We start from the raw sequence: 14,259 nt of genomic DNA, 5'->3' as shown, positions 1-14,259 counted from the left end.
GTAGAATTACCCCCGCCGCCGTTTACCCTTCAAGCGGCTCGACCGGACGCACCGCATAGAGCCCGAACGCCACGATCACCGCATAGCACAGCGCGGGCAGCACCAGCGCCAGGGTGAGGCTTCCAGTCGCATCGGCGAGCGCGCCGGTAGCGAGCGGGACGACCGCGCCGCCGAAGATCGCGACGTTGATGATGCCTGACCCGTCCGCCGCGCGCTTGCCGAGGCCTTCGCAGGCGAGCGTGAAGATCGTGGGGAACATGATCGAGTTCATCAGGCCGATGGCGAGCAGGCTATATGCCGAGACGAGGCCCGAAGTGTGCGTCGAGATCGCCAGCAGCGCGATCGCACCAGCCGCGCAGCCCGCGAGCGTCCTGCCCGGGCTGACGACCCGCAGCAGCGCCGAGCCGATAAAGCGGCCGACCATTGCGCCGAACCAGTACTTCCAGATCTCGCCGCCCGCCGCCTCGTGCGTGAGGCCCATGACGGTGGGCTGCGCGAGATAGTTGACGATGATCGAGCCGATCGAGACTTCGGCACCGACATAGAGGAAAATGCACAGCGCACCGAAGCCGAAGCGGGGCCGCGAAAGGAGCGCGAAGCTGGCGGAGAGCGAGCTTTCCTCGTGGCGCTCGCCCTTCAGGCGGTTGCGATTGGCCCAGACGACAGCGGCGACCAGCGCGAGGCTGACGGCGAGGCCGATGTAGGTGTTGACGACCAGCTGGCTCTCGGTGACGCGATAGGCATCGAGCGCCGGGCCGACGAGCTGATCGGCCTTCACGTCCTTGATCTGGCCGAGGATGAGGCTGGCGCCGACGAGCGGGAACAGCACGGTGCCGAGCGAGTTGAACGCCTGCGCGAAGGTCAGGCGGCTGCTGGCAGTCTTTGCCGGGCCGAGAAGCGAGATCAGCGGGTTGGAGACGACCTGCACCAGCACGACGCCGCTGGCGAGAATGAACAGCGCGAGGAGGAAGAGCACATAGAGCGCGCTTTGCGAGGCGGGAATGAACAGCAGGCAGCCCGCCATCATCGTCAGCAAGCCCACCGCCGCACCGCGCATGTACCCGATCCGCTTGACCAGCGCCGCGCCGGGGACGCCGACGACGAAATAGGCGGTGAAGAAGCAGAACTGCACCAGCATGGCCTGGGTGTAGTTGAGCGTGAAGAGGTCCTTGAGCTTCGGGATGATCACATCATTGAGCGACGTGATTCCGCCGAACAGGAAGAACAGCGCCATGACGAAGACGCGCAGTTCGGGGGCATCGATATTGCCGGAATCGGACGCGGAAGCGGAATCAGCAGCGGCTGTCGGGGCCATGGCCATGGGGTCTAACTCTCCTTGCAGCCGATTATCCGCCGGCCTTGCTGGCCCTGTTTGTGCCAAGCATGGGAGGAAAGTCCACCTGCATATGCGGCGCATACGTATCGCCGGGGTGGACAGGAGTCCCCCATTCTCCGGAGCTTATACGACAAGCCCCGCTCCGATCGGGCCGGAGCGGGGCTCAAAAGTGAACGTTATCAGCGCGCTGTTACTTCGCCGCGGCCTTGAGGTAGGCGATCACGTCGGCGCGGTCCTGCGGGTTGCTGAGGCCCGGGAAAGCCATGCGCGTGCCGGGGACATACTTCATCGGCGCGGTGAGGAACTGGTCGAGCGTATCCGGACCCCAGGTCACGCCCTTGCTCTTCATGCCGGCCGAGTAGCTGAAGTTGGCGAACGTGCCCGCCTTGCGGCCGATCACGCCCTTGAGGCTGGGGCCGAGGCGGATCGCGCCGGTATTGAGATCGTGGCAGGCGGCACAACGGGCAAAGACCGTCTTGCCACGGGCCGCATCGCCCGCCGGAAGGGCAGCCTGCGCCGCCGTGGCTGCGGCGAGTGCCGCGAGCGTGACCGCGCCGAAAGCCGTGAAACCAAGACCAGTCTTCGAAATTGCCATGAGAAACTCCCCTGTCTGACCCCGACCTTTTAGGACCGGCGTCCTGTATCCGAGCTTAATGTGTTGTTCGCCGGCCCGAAAGGTTCAGGTCCGGTTCGGTGCGGAAAGATAGACCTTGATGATGAGCCGGTAGAGTTCGGCCTGCTCGTCCGCCGTCAGCGGGCTGAGCAGATCGGCTTCATCGGTGAAGATGATCTCGCGCGCGGCGGTGAGCGTGGCGGTGCCGGTCTCGGTGATCCACAGGCCTCCGGCGCGGCGATCGAGCTTCGAAGGTTCCGAGACGAGATGGCCGTTGAGCGTGAGCTGGCGGACGAACTGGTGCACGGTCGGCCGCTCGATCTTGAAGAAGCGCGACAGGTCGGACTGCTTGACGCCGGGATTGGCGTTGACCAGCCAGAGGATCGCGACCTGCTTGGGCGTGACCTTGAACGGTTCAAGCTGGCGCTCGATCCGCGAGACGAGCAGCGTGTTGATCGAGCCGACGTGGATGCCGAGAATGCGGTCGAGCCCGTCGAGGTCTAGTTCGGGCGTGGCGGCCTGCCGACTGAGCGGCACCGGGCGCGTCGCAGTGTCATTGGACCGCGTTGTCTCGATCGACAAGGGGTGGCCTTTCTGTCTCGCTGAGGCGGATTGCGACGGTTTCCTTACGTCGGCGGAAGTCAGGACGCAAATTTTTGTCGCAGTGCAGCGTGAAACGCGGGGGATTTACAGGGTGGGTGCTGTGCTTGGCCCTTGCCCACCCCAAACCCCTCCCGCATGCGAGAGGGGCTTCAGGTCGACCTCAATGGCGGATCAGGTAGTCGAAGGCGGAGAGTGCGGCCTTCGAGCCCTCGCCCATGGCGATGACGATCTGCTTGTAGGGCACGGTCGTGACGTCACCCGCCGCGAAGACGCCGGGCAGGCTGGTCGCGAGATGGCTGTCGATCTCGATCTCGCCGTAGTTGGTCATGGCGAGCGCGCCCTGCAGCCATTCGGTGTTGGGGACAAGGCCGATCTGGACGAACACGCCTTCGAGGTCGACGCGGTGCTCCACGTCGGTGGTGCGGTCGCGGTAGACGAGGCCGGTGACCTTCTCGCCGTCGCCGGTCACTTCGGTGGTGCGCGCCGAGGTGATCACGGTGACGTTGGGCAGGCTGCGCAGCTTGGTCTGGAGCACGGCGTCGGCACGCAGTTCGCTGTCATATTCGATCAGCGTGACGTGCGCGACGATACCGGCAAGATCGATCGCCGCCTCGACGCCCGAGTTGCCGCCGCCGATCACCGCGGTGCGCTTGCCCTTGTAGAGTGGGCCATCGCAGTGCGGGCAATAGGCGACGCCCTTGTTGCGGTATTCCTCCTCGCCCGGCACGCCGATCTGCCGCCAGCGCGCGCCGGTGGAGAGGATGACGGTCTTTGCGCGCAGGCTTGCGCCGCTTTCGAGCTCGACCGTGGCGAGGCCGTCGCCGTTGGCGGGCTTGAGGCTGACGGCCTTCTGCAGGTTCATCACGTCGACATCGTAGTCCTTCACGTGCTGTTCCAGCTGCGCGACAAGGCGCGGGCCTTCGGTGTGCTGGACCGAGATGAAGTTCTCGATGCCCATGGTGTCGAGCACCTGCCCGCCGAAACGCTCGGTGACGACGCCGGTGCGGATGCCCTTGCGCGCGGCATAGATCGCCGCTGCCGCGCCGGCCGGGCCGCCGCCGACGACGAGCACGTCGAACGGCTCCTTGGCGGCGATCTTCTCCGCCGCGCGGGCGACCGCGCCGGTGTCGATCTTGCTGGCGATCTGCGCGAGATCCATGCGGCCCTGCCCGAACGGCTCACCATTCAGGAACACCTGCGGCACGGCCATGATCTTGCGGGCTTCGACTTCATCCTGGAACAGCGCGCCGTCGATGGCGACATGCGTGACCTGGGGGTTGAGCGCGGCCATGATGTTGAGCGCCTGCACAACGTCCGGGCAGTTCTGGCAGGTCAGTGAGAAGAACGTCTCGAAGTGCAGCGGTCCTTCGAGGCCGCGCACGGTTTCGAGCAGGTCCGCTTCTTCCTTGGGCGGATGACCGCCGACATGGAGCAGCGCGAGGATCAGCGAGGTGAATTCGTGGCCGAGCGGCAGGCCGGCGAAACGCACCCGGGCTTCTTCGCCCGCCGCGCCGATGGCGAAGCTGGGCTTGCGGGCGTCGGTGCCGTCGAAGCGGGCGGTCACCTTGTGGGAGAGCGCGGCGATCTCCTCGACGAGGCTTTTCGTGTCGGCGCTCTTCTGGCCTTCCCCGAGCGAAGCGACGAGCTCGATCGGACGGCGCAGATTGCCGAGATAGGTCTTGAGCTGGGCGGTCGTGGCGGCATCGAGCAGCGACATGGCGGAGAGTCCTTGAGGAGGCGTGCGGCGTCCGGCGCGGGGGTGGCATCACCGGCGCGCGAAGGGGAGCTGCATGGAAACGAGGGGCCGGGCGGCGGCAGAGGGGGGAGGAGAAACCGCCGCCCGGCGGGGTGCGAGAGGCCGTGCGGGGGGAGTGCCGGCGCTCTCGCATCAGGTCATCAGATCTTGCCAACCAGGTCGATCGAGGGCGCGAGGGTCTCGCTGCCTTCTTCCCACTTGGCCGGGCAGACCTGACCGGGGTGCTCGCGCCAGTACTTGGCGGCCTTGATCTTGCGCACGAGTTCGGCAGCGTTGCGGCCCACGCCCTCGGGCGTGATCTCGATCAGCTGGATGATACCATCGGGATCGACCACGAAGGTGCCGCGATCGGCGAGGCCGACGCCGGGGCGCAGGTTGTCGAAGGCATTGGTCAGCGTGTGGTTTTGGTCGCCGACGAGGTAGTAGGTGATCTTGCCGATCGCCGGCGAGCTGTCCGCCCAGGCCTTGTGGCTGAAGTGCGTGTCGGTCGAGACGCCGAACACTTCGACGCCCATGCCCTGCAGCTCGGCGTAGTTATCCTGGAGGTCTTCGAGTTCGGTCGGGCAGACGAAGGTGAAGTCGGCCGGGTAGAAGAAGAACACCGCCCACTTGCCGGCGATATCGGCTTCGGTGATGTCGACGAACTTGCCTTCCTTGTAGGCCGTGTTGGCGAAGGGCTTGATCGGGGTGCTCAGCAGGGACATGCGCTCGCTTCCTTGTGATCGCGGGCCGGAATGGTCCGCATGAATGGGGTTAGCCGGTGTGGCTGGCGCGCCTTTAGCGCGAGTCGGTGCGCGGCGCTAATGATCAATCCTGAGCGTATTGATTGATTGGATCGATCAATCACGACCGCGCTTCCGCCCGCCGCAAAGATGGTTAGCGCCTTCGTGTTCGGCAATAGGCAAAGCGCCCGATAGCCCGTTTCACACGCCGCGCACCGGCCTGATGGCATCTCCCGCACCCAACAAACATGCGGAAAGTCTGTGCAGCGATGAAGGGCGTCGTGTTCAACCTCCTCGAGGATGCCGTGGTGCGCGAGCATGGCCTGCTCGCGTGGGACAGCCTGCTCGAAATGGCGGGGCTGGAAGGCGCCTATACGTCCCTTGGCAGCTATCCTGACAGCGAGGTGGTGCGGCTTGTCGACGCCGCCTCCACCGCGCTGGGGCTGAGCGCGGGCGAGGTCCTGCGCTGGTTCGGGCGCAGCGCCATTCCCTTGCTCCACGAACGCTACGAGATGTTCTTCACGCCGCACAAGAGCGCGCAATCGTTCGTGGCGAGCATCAACGACATCATCCATCCCGAAATCCGCAAGCTCAATGCCGGAGCCGGCTGCCCGCATTTCCATTTCCACGATCTGGACGATGGCCGCACCGGCCTTGCCTACAAGTCTCCGCGGCGCATGTGCCGACTGGCGCACGGCTTCATCGAGGGCGCGGCGGATCACTACGGCGACCGGGTGGCCATCGAGCACCTCTCCTGCATGCTGGATGGCCATCCCGTGTGCCGGATCGCGCTGGACTGGAACCCGTGAAGCAGGAAGCGATCCCCCTCCCCGATGATGCGGCGATGGCCGTCGAGCGGCTCGAACGCCTCGTCCAGCGCGAACGCGAGGGGCGGCTGCAGGCCGAGGCGATCGCCGAGCGAGGCTTGCGCGAACTGTACGAAAGCCAGGTGCGGCTCGCGCTGCTGCAGCGGATCACCGATTGCGCCAATCGTTCAAACGATTTCAGCGAAGCCATCGGCGAAGTGCTCAAGGAAATCTGCGAGCACATGAACTGGGCCTTCGGCACGGCCTACCGCGTCGAGGGCGGCGGCGCGGCGGTTTCCTGCGACGCGTGGTATACCGCGGAACCGGCGAAGCTGTTCCCGCTGGTAGAAGCGACGCGGGATCGGACGTTCCCCCGCGGCGAAGGCCTGCCCGGCCGCGTGCTGCGCGATGGCCACCCGCACTGGATCGACGAGACCGAACTTGCCGCCCATGCCTGCCGCCGGATCGCCGCAGCCTGTTGCGGGGTACGTTCCGCCTGCGGCTTTCCGGTGCTGATCGGCGACGAGATCGTCTGCGTGCTCGAATTCTTCTCGCATACGTCCATGCTGGACAAGGACGCGATCCTTTTGACGGTGACTCAAGCCGCGACGCAGCTTGCCCGGGTGATCGAGCGCGAGCGCGCGCGCGCGACCCTGCTTCATGATGCGCTGCACGATGCGATGACCGGCCTGCCCAACCGTACGCTGCTAGACGAACGCTCGCGCGCGGCGTTCGAGCGCCTCCCGGAAAGCCGCGAGGGCCTTGCCGTGCTGGTGATCGACCTCGACGGGTTCAAGGCGATCAACGACAAGTATGGCCATCATGCCGGCGATATCGTGCTGATCGAGACGGCGCGGCGCTTCGACAGCGTGATCACCGCGCGGATGGGCGGCCGGAGACGCGGCGATCAGGCGAGCTGGCGAGCAACTCTGGCGCGAGTGGGCGGTGACGAATTCGTCGTTGTGCTCGATGCCCTGCCCGATCCGGCCATCGCCATGGACCTTTCGGGTGCGCTGATCGATGCGCTGAAAGCACCGATCCTGGTGGCGGACGAATACGTCAACGTCGGGCTTTCGATCGGCATCGCCCACAGCGGCACGAGCTATTGCTCGGTGGAGCAGCTGCGGCAGGATGCGGACCTTGCGATGTACGAGGCCAAGTCTGGCGGCCACGGCGGCGTGGTGACATTCTCGGAAAGCCTCGGCAACGAGCGGCGCAACCGCATGGCGCTGGAAAGCGAGCTGCGCGATGCGATCCGCGAGAAGCAGTTCACGCTCTATTACCAGCCGATCTTCGCGCTGGGAAAGGCGGGCGCGAACACCGGAAAGCTGCGCGGTTTCGAAGCGCTGATCCGCTGGAATCACCCGGATCGCGGTCTGGTCGAGCCGGGGCGGTTCATTCCGGCGGCCGAAGCAGGCGGGCTTATCGTGTTCATCGGCGACTGGGTATTGCGGCAGGCCTGCAACGCGATGGCGCGGCTCCATGCCGAGATGACCGCGCAGGGCCTCGATCCCGGCGAGCTGCCCTACATCAGCATCAATATCGCGCCGCAGCAGTTCCTCCAGCCCACGTTTTCCTCGCACGTCCAGCGCGTTCTGCTGGAGACCGGCGTGCCCCCCGAACTGGTGCGCCTTGAGGTGACCGAGGGCGTGGCGATCATCGATCCCGACCAGACGCGGCAAGTGCTGGAACAGGTCCGCAGCTGGGGGGTGAAGACGAGCCTCGACGATTTCGGCACCGGCTATTCCTCGCTGAGCTATCTGCAGAACCTGCCGTTCGACACGCTCAAGATCGACCGCTCGTTCATCGCCTCGATGGACGATCCCAAGAGCCGCAAGATCATCCGCGCGATCCTCGACCTCGCCAGCAATCTCAACCTTTCGGTGGTGGCCGAAGGAATCGAGACGATGGAACAGGGCGCTTCGCTGCGCGAGATGGGCTGCGAATATGGCCAGGGTTATCATCTCGGCCGGCCGCTGGATGAAGCGAGCGCTTTCGCGCTGGTCTGGCCGGAAGGAACGGCATCGGCTGCGTAAAAACCCTCTGCGGAGACGGCGGGACCGGCTATGATGGCGCCAGTACCGTCACCAGCCGCAGCAAGGAGCCGCCGATGGCCATGAACAGTCCCTGGAGCCACACCCGCAGTGCGGGCATTGCCGACGATATCGATTTCGAGATCAAGGGTCAGGAGCTGCAATTCGTCGAGATCGAGCTCGATCCCGGCGAAAGCGCGGTGGCCGAAGCCGGGGCCTTCGTGTGGAAGGACGGCTCGATCGAGATGACCACCGTGTTCGGCGACGGCAGCGCGGATCAAGGCGGCGGCTTCATGGGCAAGCTGCTCGGCGCGGGCAAGCGCCTGCTGACGGGCGAGAGCCTGTTCACCACCGTGTTTACCCATACCGGCCACGGCAAGGCGCGCGTGGCGTTTGCCTCCCCCACCCCCGGCGCGATCCTGCCGCTCAAGCTTTCGGATCTGGGCGGCACGCTGATCTGCCAGAAGGACAGCTTCCTGTGTGCCGCACGCGGGGTGAGCATCGGGATCGCGTTCCAGCGCCGGATCATGACCGGGCTGTTCGGCGGCGAAGGCTTCATCATGCAGAAGCTGGAAGGCGACGGCTGGGTCTTCGTGCAGATGGGCGGCACGCTGACCGAGCGGACGCTGGCGCCGGGCGAGGAACTCCATGTCGATACCGGCTGCCTTGCCGCCTACACGCCGGGCGTGACCTTCGACCTGATCGGCGCGGGCGGCGTGAAGAGCGTGCTGTTCGGCGGCGAAGGCCTGTTCTTCGCGCGGTTGACGGGGCCGGGCAAAGTGTGGATCCAGTCGCTGCCGTTTGCGCGGCTCGCCGGGCGGATGCTGGCGGCGGCCATGCCGGGCGGCGGGCAGAACCGGGGTGAAGGCTCGGCGCTGGGCGTGCTGGGAGACTTCATCGACGGGAACCGCTGAGCGGCGGGTTCGGATGCGGGGAGGCGCTGCGGGCACCTCCCCTCACCCGCCTTGGTCAGAACGTGAGCTTGACCGTGCCGCCGAACGTGCGCGGATCGCCGACATTGCCGACGATCAGACCGGTGCTGCCGGGCGCGACCGCGAGCTGATCGAAGTAGTTCACATCGAACGCGTTGCGGACCCAGCCGAAGACATCGATGCCGTTTTCCGTCCGGAAGCCGAGGCGGAAGTTCGACAGCGCATAGCCATCGACATTGGTATAGGCCGAGGGGCTGGCATTCGACGACCATGACGAGCGGTAGCTGCCGTCGAAGCCCAAGTAGACCTGGCCTTCCTTGCCCAGCAGCGTGACCGGGACGTTGCCTTCGGCGCCATAGGAGAACGCCCACTTCGAGACACCGGGGAGGCGCGAGCCCGAAATGTCGCACTGTGCGGGGCTGATGCCGGGCGTACCGGGCGCGGCCGTCGGGCCGGTGGGCACGCCGTTCGCATCGAGCGGCTGTGCGGTGCCGCCCGAGAGCTCCGGCGGGCACGGCGCATTGGTGAACTTCACGAACTTGGCATCGGTATAGGCGCCGTTGCCGTAGACGTTGAAGCGCTCGCTCGGGCGGAACGAAGCATCAAATTCCACGCCCAGCGACCGCGCCTTGTCCGCATTGGCGAGGTAGCCGCGGATCAGGCCCACCGCAAAGTTCGAGACCTGCGCCTGATAGTTGCCGATATCGGTGCGGAAGGCCGATAGGTTGAAGGTCACCTTGCGGCCGAACCACTGGGTCTTGATGCCCACTTCGTAGTGATTGACCGATTCCGGCTTGATCGTGGCAAGATCGAGCAGCGGCACGCCGGTCACGGCATCGGCAGGCACGCCGTTGAGGTTGATGCCGCCCGTCTTGAAGCTCTTCGCATAGGTTGCGTAGAGGTGGATGTCGCGGGTGACATCCCACGCGGCGGTGACGTCGCCCGAGAAGTTCCAGTCGCTGAAGTTCGCCTTGAACGATTGCGGGGCAAGCACCGCCAGCTGCGCGCGTTCGCGAGCGCTGTTAAGCGTCCTTCCAGCCGAATCAAATTCGAACACCACAAGATTGCCAGCGCTGTCGGTGACGACCGAGTTGTAGTTGCCTTCCTTCTTGTCGTAGTTGAGGCGGAAGCCGGGCTGGATCGAGAACGTATCGGTCAGCTTGTAGGTGAACTTTCCGAAGATCGCGGCGCTGGTGTTCTTGAAGCTGATGGCGTTGTTGGCGGTCAGCCCGTCGAGCACGGTCGGATCACGCGACAAGGCGTTGCTCGGCGCGATCAGCCAGCGGCTGGCGGCTGCGCCCTGCTGCTGCAGGCCCTGCGTGGTGATCTTCTGGTAAAAACCGAAAGCACCCAAGGTGTAGCCCAGCTTGCCCGTCTCGCCCGAAAGGCGCAGTTCCTGCGAATACTGATCCTGCTGCGAGGGATTCTGCGACTTGGCGGTGATCGGCAGGCCGAGGAAGTCGCGGTCGTTCGAGGGGTCCCAATCCCAGAAGCGCCATGCGGTGACCGAGGTGATCGTGCCGATGCCCGTATCGATCTTTGCCCTGAGCGAGACGCCGCCGATCTTGTTCTTCGCGCGCAGCGGCGTATCGACGTCTGTGACGCGGTCGAACGGATTGGTGCTCGGCACCGCATAGTTCTGGGCGGCGGCGAGCGCCTCGTACTGGCGGTTGAGCGGCCGCTGGGTGGCGCCGACGCGCACGTGGAGCTGGGTGCAGCAAGCGGGATTCTGCCGGCTGAAGTCACCTGCCAGCGTAAACTCGACGCCGTTGGACGGCTTCCACAGGATCTGGCCGCGCAGGCCGAGGTTGTCCTGCGCGTTGACGTCGAGCTTGGAGGTGACGTTGTAGATCGTGCCATTGCGACGGGTGTATGACCCAGCCAGACGCACCGCGACGGTATCGGACAAGGGCGTGTTGACCGCCGCCTTGCCCTGGAAGAAGCCGTAGTTGCCGCCGCTCAGTTCGACACGGCCCTCGGTGTCGAACGAAGGCTGGCGGCTGGTGATGTTGATCGCGCCGGCGGTCGTGTTCTTGCCGTAGAGCGTGCCCTGCGGCCCGCGCAGCACTTCGATCTGCTTCACGTCGAGGAAGTCGAAGGTCGAGGACGCGACGCGCGCCATGTAGACGTCATCGACATAGATGCCAACGCCCTGCTCGATGCCGTCGTTGGTGAGGCCGAGCGGCGCGCCGAGGCCGCGGATGTTCACCGAGGTGTTGCGCGGGTTGGACGAGGTGAACTGCAGCGTGGGGGTGAGCTGCTGGAGGCGGCCCACGTTGAACGCGCCGGTCGCGTCGATGTGATCGCCGCCGACGACCGAAATGGCGAGCGGCACATCCTGCGCGGTCTCGGCCCGGCGGCGCGCGGTGACCACGATGGTGTCGTTGTCGGACTGGCCGGTGCCGACCGAGGTGGTCTGGTCAGCAGGCGCGGCAGCGTCGGTTGCAGGAGCGGTTTCGGCAGCAAAGGCCGGAGTGGCGGCGGCAAGCGGCAGGATCGCCGCTCCGCCGAGGAGCAGGACACGCAAAGTCATCGTCAATCCTTTGGATGAGGGTCACGATGCCTCCGGTGGTCCGGTTGGCGATTGTGAATGAAGTTAAGGGTAGTGGATCAGGTCAGCTCGGCTTGAGCCGCTTCTTTTCGGTCACGTCGATCTGGACGACGCGGCCTTCGTGCACGGTGAGCGCAACGGTGCCGAAGCGCAGTCCGGTCAGCGCCTCGCGCACGCTGGCGAGGCTTTCTTCGAGGTGGCGCTCCGCGTCGGAAGGCGCCGGTTGGGTGGTCATCGGGTTTCTCCTTGGGTCTGGTCTCCATTTGGGTTGAACACGCGGGCGCGGTGGGGATGGAAGCGGATCGTCTGGCCCAGCTGCGGCGCATCGCCGCTGCTCGGCAGATCGAGCTCGACGAACTGGCCACTGCCTTCGAGCAGGCCTTCCGCGCGCCACACCGCGCCCTTGCGGAACACGTTGTCGACGAGCAGCGCCTCCGCGCCGTCCGCCGCGAGCGTGATCTCGTGCGGGCGGAAGTGGATCTCGCCGCCGGGTGCCGGCAAGCGATTGGTCTCGCCCACGAAGTGCGAGACGAAGGGGGTTTCGGGGTTCATGTAGACCGCGTCCGGCGCGCCGATCTGTTCGATCCGGCCCTGGTTCATCACCACCACGCGGTCGGCGAGTTCGAGCGCTTCTTCCTGATCGTGCGTCACGAAGATCGAAGTGAGGCCCATCTGCTTGTGCAGATCGCGCAGCCAGCGGCGCAGGTCCTTGCGGACCTTTGCATCGAGCGCGCCGAAGGGTTCATCGAGCAGCAACAGGCGCGGCTCGATCGCCAATGCGCGGGCGAGCGCGACGCGCTGGCGCTGGCCGCCGGAAAGCTGCCCCGGATAGCGGGGCCCAAGGCCTTCGAGCTGGACGAGGCGCAGCAGCTCCTCGGCGCGGGCGCGGCGCGCGGCCTTGGGCAGGCGGCCCTTGCCCCGGCGCACGCTGAGCCCGAAGGCGACGTTGTCGGCCACGGTCATGTGGCGGAACAGCGCATAATGCTGGAACACGAAGCCGACATGGCGGTCAGCCACCGGGGTGCGCGAGACGTCATCGCCGCCGAGCAGCACGGTGCCGCTGTCCTGGAATTCGAGGCCAGCGATGATGCGCAGGAGCGTCGTCTTGCCCGAGCCCGAGGGGCCGAGCAGCGCGATGAACTCGCCCGGCGCGACATCGAGATCGATGCCGTGAAGCGCCGGATAGTCGCCGAAGCGCTTGGTGATGCCGCGAAGGTGGATCAATGCCGTGCTCCTGCATGGAGGCCGAAGCGCCATTCGAGCACCGTCTTGGCGACAAGCGTCACCAGGGCGAGCAGCGCCAGGAGAGAGGCGACCGCGAAGGCGCCGACGAAATCGTACTCGTTGTAGAGAATCTCGACATGGAGCGGCATCGTGTTGGTCTCGCCCCGGATATGGCCCGAGACGACCGAGACCGCGCCGAATTCACCCATGGCGCGGGCGTTGCAGAGCAGCACGCCGTAGAGCAGACCCCAGCGGATGTTGGGCAGGGTGACGTGCCAGAAGGTCTGCCAGCCGCTTGCGCCCAGGGAGATCGCGGCTTCCTCGTCGTCCTTGCCCTGCTCCAGCATGAGCGGGATCAGCTCGCGGGCGACGAATGGGAAGGTGATGAACACGGTCGCGAGGACGATGCCGGGGACCGCGAAGATGATCTTGAGGTCGTGCTCGGCCAGCCACGCGCCGAACAGGCCGTTGGCACCGAACAGCAGCACGAAGATGAGGCCCGAGACGACCGGGGAGACCGAGAACGGCAAGTCGATCAAGGTGATCAGCAGTGCCTTGCCGGGGAACTGGAACTTGGTGATCGCCCAGCTTGCGGCAATGCCGAAGACCATGTTGAGCGGCACCGAGATCGCGGCGATCAGCAGCGTCAGCCGGATCGCGGCAAGCGCATCGGGGGTGTGGAGCGCATCGAGGAACGGCCCCGCCCCTTCGCGCAGGGCCTCGCTGAACACCGCCAGCAGCGGCAGAAGCAGGAAGAAGCCGAGGAACACCAGCGCGACGGTGATCAGCACTGCGCGCATGATTGGGCTTTCGGTGGTGGCGCGCGTGTTCATGCACCCATCCTCCGGCGGCTGGCGGCCTGGATCAGATTGATCAGGAGCAGCACCGCGAAGGAAGCCAGCATCATCACCACGGCAATCGCGGTGGCGCCTGCATAGGCATATTGTTCAAGCTGGGTGACGATCAGCAGCGGCGCGATTTCAGTGCGGCCTGGCATGTTGCCCGAAATGAAGATCACCGAGCCGTATTCACCCACACCCCGCGCGAAGGCGAGCGCGAAGCCCGTGAGCAGCGCGGGGCCGATGGCCGGGAAGATGACCTGCGTGAAAGTCTGCCAGCGCGTGGCACCCAAGGTGGCGGCGGCTTCCTCCACTTCACAGCCGAGGTCGGCCAGTACCGGCTCGACCGAGCGGACGACGAATGGCAGGCCGATGAAGACGAGCGCGATGGTGATGCCGATCCAGGTGAAGGCAACCTTGATGCCAAGCGGTTCGAGGAACTGCCCGATCCAGCCCTGCGGCGCATAGAGCGCGGTGAGCGCGATGCCTGCGACGGCGGTGGGGAGTGCGAACGGCAGATCGACGAGCGCGCTCACCACCTGCTTGCCGGGGAAGTCATAACGCACAAGCACCCACGCGACGACCAGGCCGAACACAGCATTGACGAGGCCGGCGGCGGCGGCTGTCCCGAAGCTCAGCTGATAGGCCGCCATGGCGCGCTCGCTGAAGCCGACTTCGACGAACTCCGCCCAGCCAAGGCCCGCCGCCTTGAGGAAGATCGTGGCGAGCGGGATCAGCACGATCAGCGTCAGCCACGCGAGCGTGAAGCCGAAGCTGAGGCCGAAGCCGGGCAGCACGGAAGGCTGCCGCCATCGCCAAGTGGAAGTGGACATGGGGCGCCGCG

At 65.8% G+C, this 14,259-nt stretch carries 13 protein-coding genes; 3 read left to right on the top strand and 10 right to left on the bottom strand.

Translation table 11 applies throughout. The features are described 5' to 3' along the window. Positions 1-22: 22 nt before the first annotated feature. The 5 genes from IP83_RS04490 to ahpC form a co-directional block, all read right to left on the bottom strand. Positions 23-1,321: a sugar MFS transporter gene (locus IP83_RS04490; protein ID WP_054121008.1), complete on the bottom strand. Its 1,299-nt coding sequence runs from the start codon at positions 1,319-1,321 to the stop codon at positions 23-25. 205 nt (positions 1,322-1,526) lie between these two features. After that, entirely contained in the window at positions 1,527-1,931 is a 405-nt protein-coding gene (locus IP83_RS04485; protein WP_054121007.1) for a cytochrome c family protein, read from the bottom strand. Positions 1,932-2,015: 84 nt separating this feature from the next. Continuing rightward, the gene (locus IP83_RS04480; protein WP_054121006.1) at positions 2,016-2,531 is read right to left on the bottom strand and encodes a MarR family winged helix-turn-helix transcriptional regulator; all 516 of its coding nucleotides are present in this window, start codon (positions 2,529-2,531) and stop codon (positions 2,016-2,018) included. Positions 2,532-2,712: 181 nt separating this feature from the next. Then, a complete protein-coding gene (gene ahpF / locus IP83_RS04475) occupies positions 2,713-4,263 on the bottom strand; it encodes an alkyl hydroperoxide reductase subunit F (RefSeq protein WP_369816994.1) in 1,551 nt (516 codons plus the stop codon). Between the two features lie 185 nt (positions 4,264-4,448). Continuing rightward, the gene (gene ahpC / locus IP83_RS04470; protein WP_054121004.1) at positions 4,449-5,012 is read right to left on the bottom strand and encodes an alkyl hydroperoxide reductase subunit C; all 564 of its coding nucleotides are present in this window, start codon (positions 5,010-5,012) and stop codon (positions 4,449-4,451) included. 266 nt (positions 5,013-5,278) lie between these two features. On the opposite strand from ahpC, the gene IP83_RS04465 reads away from it, so the two are divergent. The 3 genes from IP83_RS04465 (at position 5,279) to IP83_RS04455 (ending at position 8,783) form a co-directional block, all read left to right on the top strand. Continuing rightward, positions 5,279-5,839: a heme NO-binding domain-containing protein gene (locus IP83_RS04465; RefSeq protein WP_231624900.1), complete on the top strand. Its 561-nt coding sequence runs from the start codon at positions 5,279-5,281 to the stop codon at positions 5,837-5,839. Then, positions 5,836-7,872, top strand: a complete 2,037-nt coding sequence (locus tag IP83_RS04460) for a bifunctional diguanylate cyclase/phosphodiesterase (RefSeq protein WP_054121002.1) — start codon at positions 5,836-5,838, stop codon at positions 7,870-7,872. Before IP83_RS04465 ends, IP83_RS04460 begins: the two co-directional genes overlap by 4 nt. Positions 7,873-7,946: 74 nt before the next feature. Further along, positions 7,947-8,783 (top strand): AIM24 family protein, encoded by an 837-nt coding sequence (locus IP83_RS04455; protein ID WP_054121001.1) that lies wholly within the window; start codon positions 7,947-7,949, stop codon positions 8,781-8,783. A gap of 55 nt (positions 8,784-8,838) precedes the next feature. Here IP83_RS04455 and IP83_RS04450 read toward each other — a convergent pair whose 3' ends face one another. From IP83_RS04450 to cysT, 5 genes are all read right to left on the bottom strand, one after another. Beyond that, positions 8,839-11,334 (bottom strand): TonB-dependent receptor, encoded by a 2,496-nt coding sequence (locus tag IP83_RS04450; protein ID WP_054121000.1) that lies wholly within the window; start codon positions 11,332-11,334, stop codon positions 8,839-8,841. 82 nt (positions 11,335-11,416) lie between these two features. Beyond that, on the bottom strand, positions 11,417-11,587 hold the full coding sequence (locus IP83_RS19510) for a YezD family protein (RefSeq protein ID WP_072382174.1): 171 nt from the start codon (positions 11,585-11,587) through the stop codon (positions 11,417-11,419). Continuing rightward, positions 11,584-12,576, bottom strand: a complete 993-nt coding sequence (locus IP83_RS04445) for a sulfate/molybdate ABC transporter ATP-binding protein (protein WP_231624899.1) — start codon at positions 12,574-12,576, stop codon at positions 11,584-11,586. The genes IP83_RS19510 and IP83_RS04445 overlap by 4 nt, the downstream gene beginning before the upstream one ends. Continuing rightward, a complete protein-coding gene (gene cysW / locus IP83_RS04440) occupies positions 12,573-13,409 on the bottom strand; it encodes a sulfate ABC transporter permease subunit CysW (RefSeq protein WP_054120998.1) in 837 nt (278 codons plus the stop codon). Before cysW ends, IP83_RS04445 begins: the two co-directional genes overlap by 4 nt. Beyond that, entirely contained in the window at positions 13,406-14,248 is an 843-nt protein-coding gene (gene cysT, locus IP83_RS04435; RefSeq protein WP_054120997.1) for a sulfate ABC transporter permease subunit CysT, read from the bottom strand. Before cysT ends, cysW begins: the two co-directional genes overlap by 4 nt. Positions 14,249-14,259 lie beyond the last annotated feature (11 nt).

The sequence above is a fragment of the Novosphingobium sp. AAP93 genome, from assembly GCF_001296055.1.
In the GTDB taxonomy this organism is placed as follows: Bacteria; Pseudomonadota; Alphaproteobacteria; order Sphingomonadales; family Sphingomonadaceae; genus Novosphingobium.
Note: the sequence above shows the minus strand (reverse complement) of the source record. Positions and strands in the feature narration are given on the sequence as shown.

Bases quoted from the DNA above. Each gene is read 5' to 3' on its own strand.
- IP83_RS04485 (WP_054121007.1), bottom strand. From the start codon at position 1,931: ATGGCAATTTCGAAGACTGGTCTTGGTTTCACGGCTTTCGGCGCGGTC.
- IP83_RS04455 (WP_054121001.1), top strand. From the start codon at position 7,947: ATGGCCATGAACAGTCCCTGGAGCCACACCCGCAGTGCGGGCATTGCC.
- ahpC (WP_054121004.1), bottom strand. From the start codon at position 5,012: ATGTCCCTGCTGAGCACCCCGATCAAGCCCTTCGCCAACACGGCCTAC.
- cysT (WP_054120997.1), bottom strand. From the start codon at position 14,248: ATGTCCACTTCCACTTGGCGATGGCGGCAGCCTTCCGTGCTGCCCGGC.
- IP83_RS19510 (WP_072382174.1), bottom strand. From the start codon at position 11,587: ATGACCACCCAACCGGCGCCTTCCGACGCGGAGCGCCACCTCGAAGAA.
- IP83_RS04465 (WP_231624900.1), top strand. From the start codon at position 5,279: ATGCGGAAAGTCTGTGCAGCGATGAAGGGCGTCGTGTTCAACCTCCTC.
- cysW (WP_054120998.1), bottom strand. From the start codon at position 13,409: ATGAACACGCGCGCCACCACCGAAAGCCCAATCATGCGCGCAGTGCTG.
- IP83_RS04490 (WP_054121008.1), bottom strand. From the start codon at position 1,321: ATGGCCATGGCCCCGACAGCCGCTGCTGATTCCGCTTCCGCGTCCGAT.
- IP83_RS04450 (WP_054121000.1), bottom strand. From the start codon at position 11,334: ATGACTTTGCGTGTCCTGCTCCTCGGCGGAGCGGCGATCCTGCCGCTT.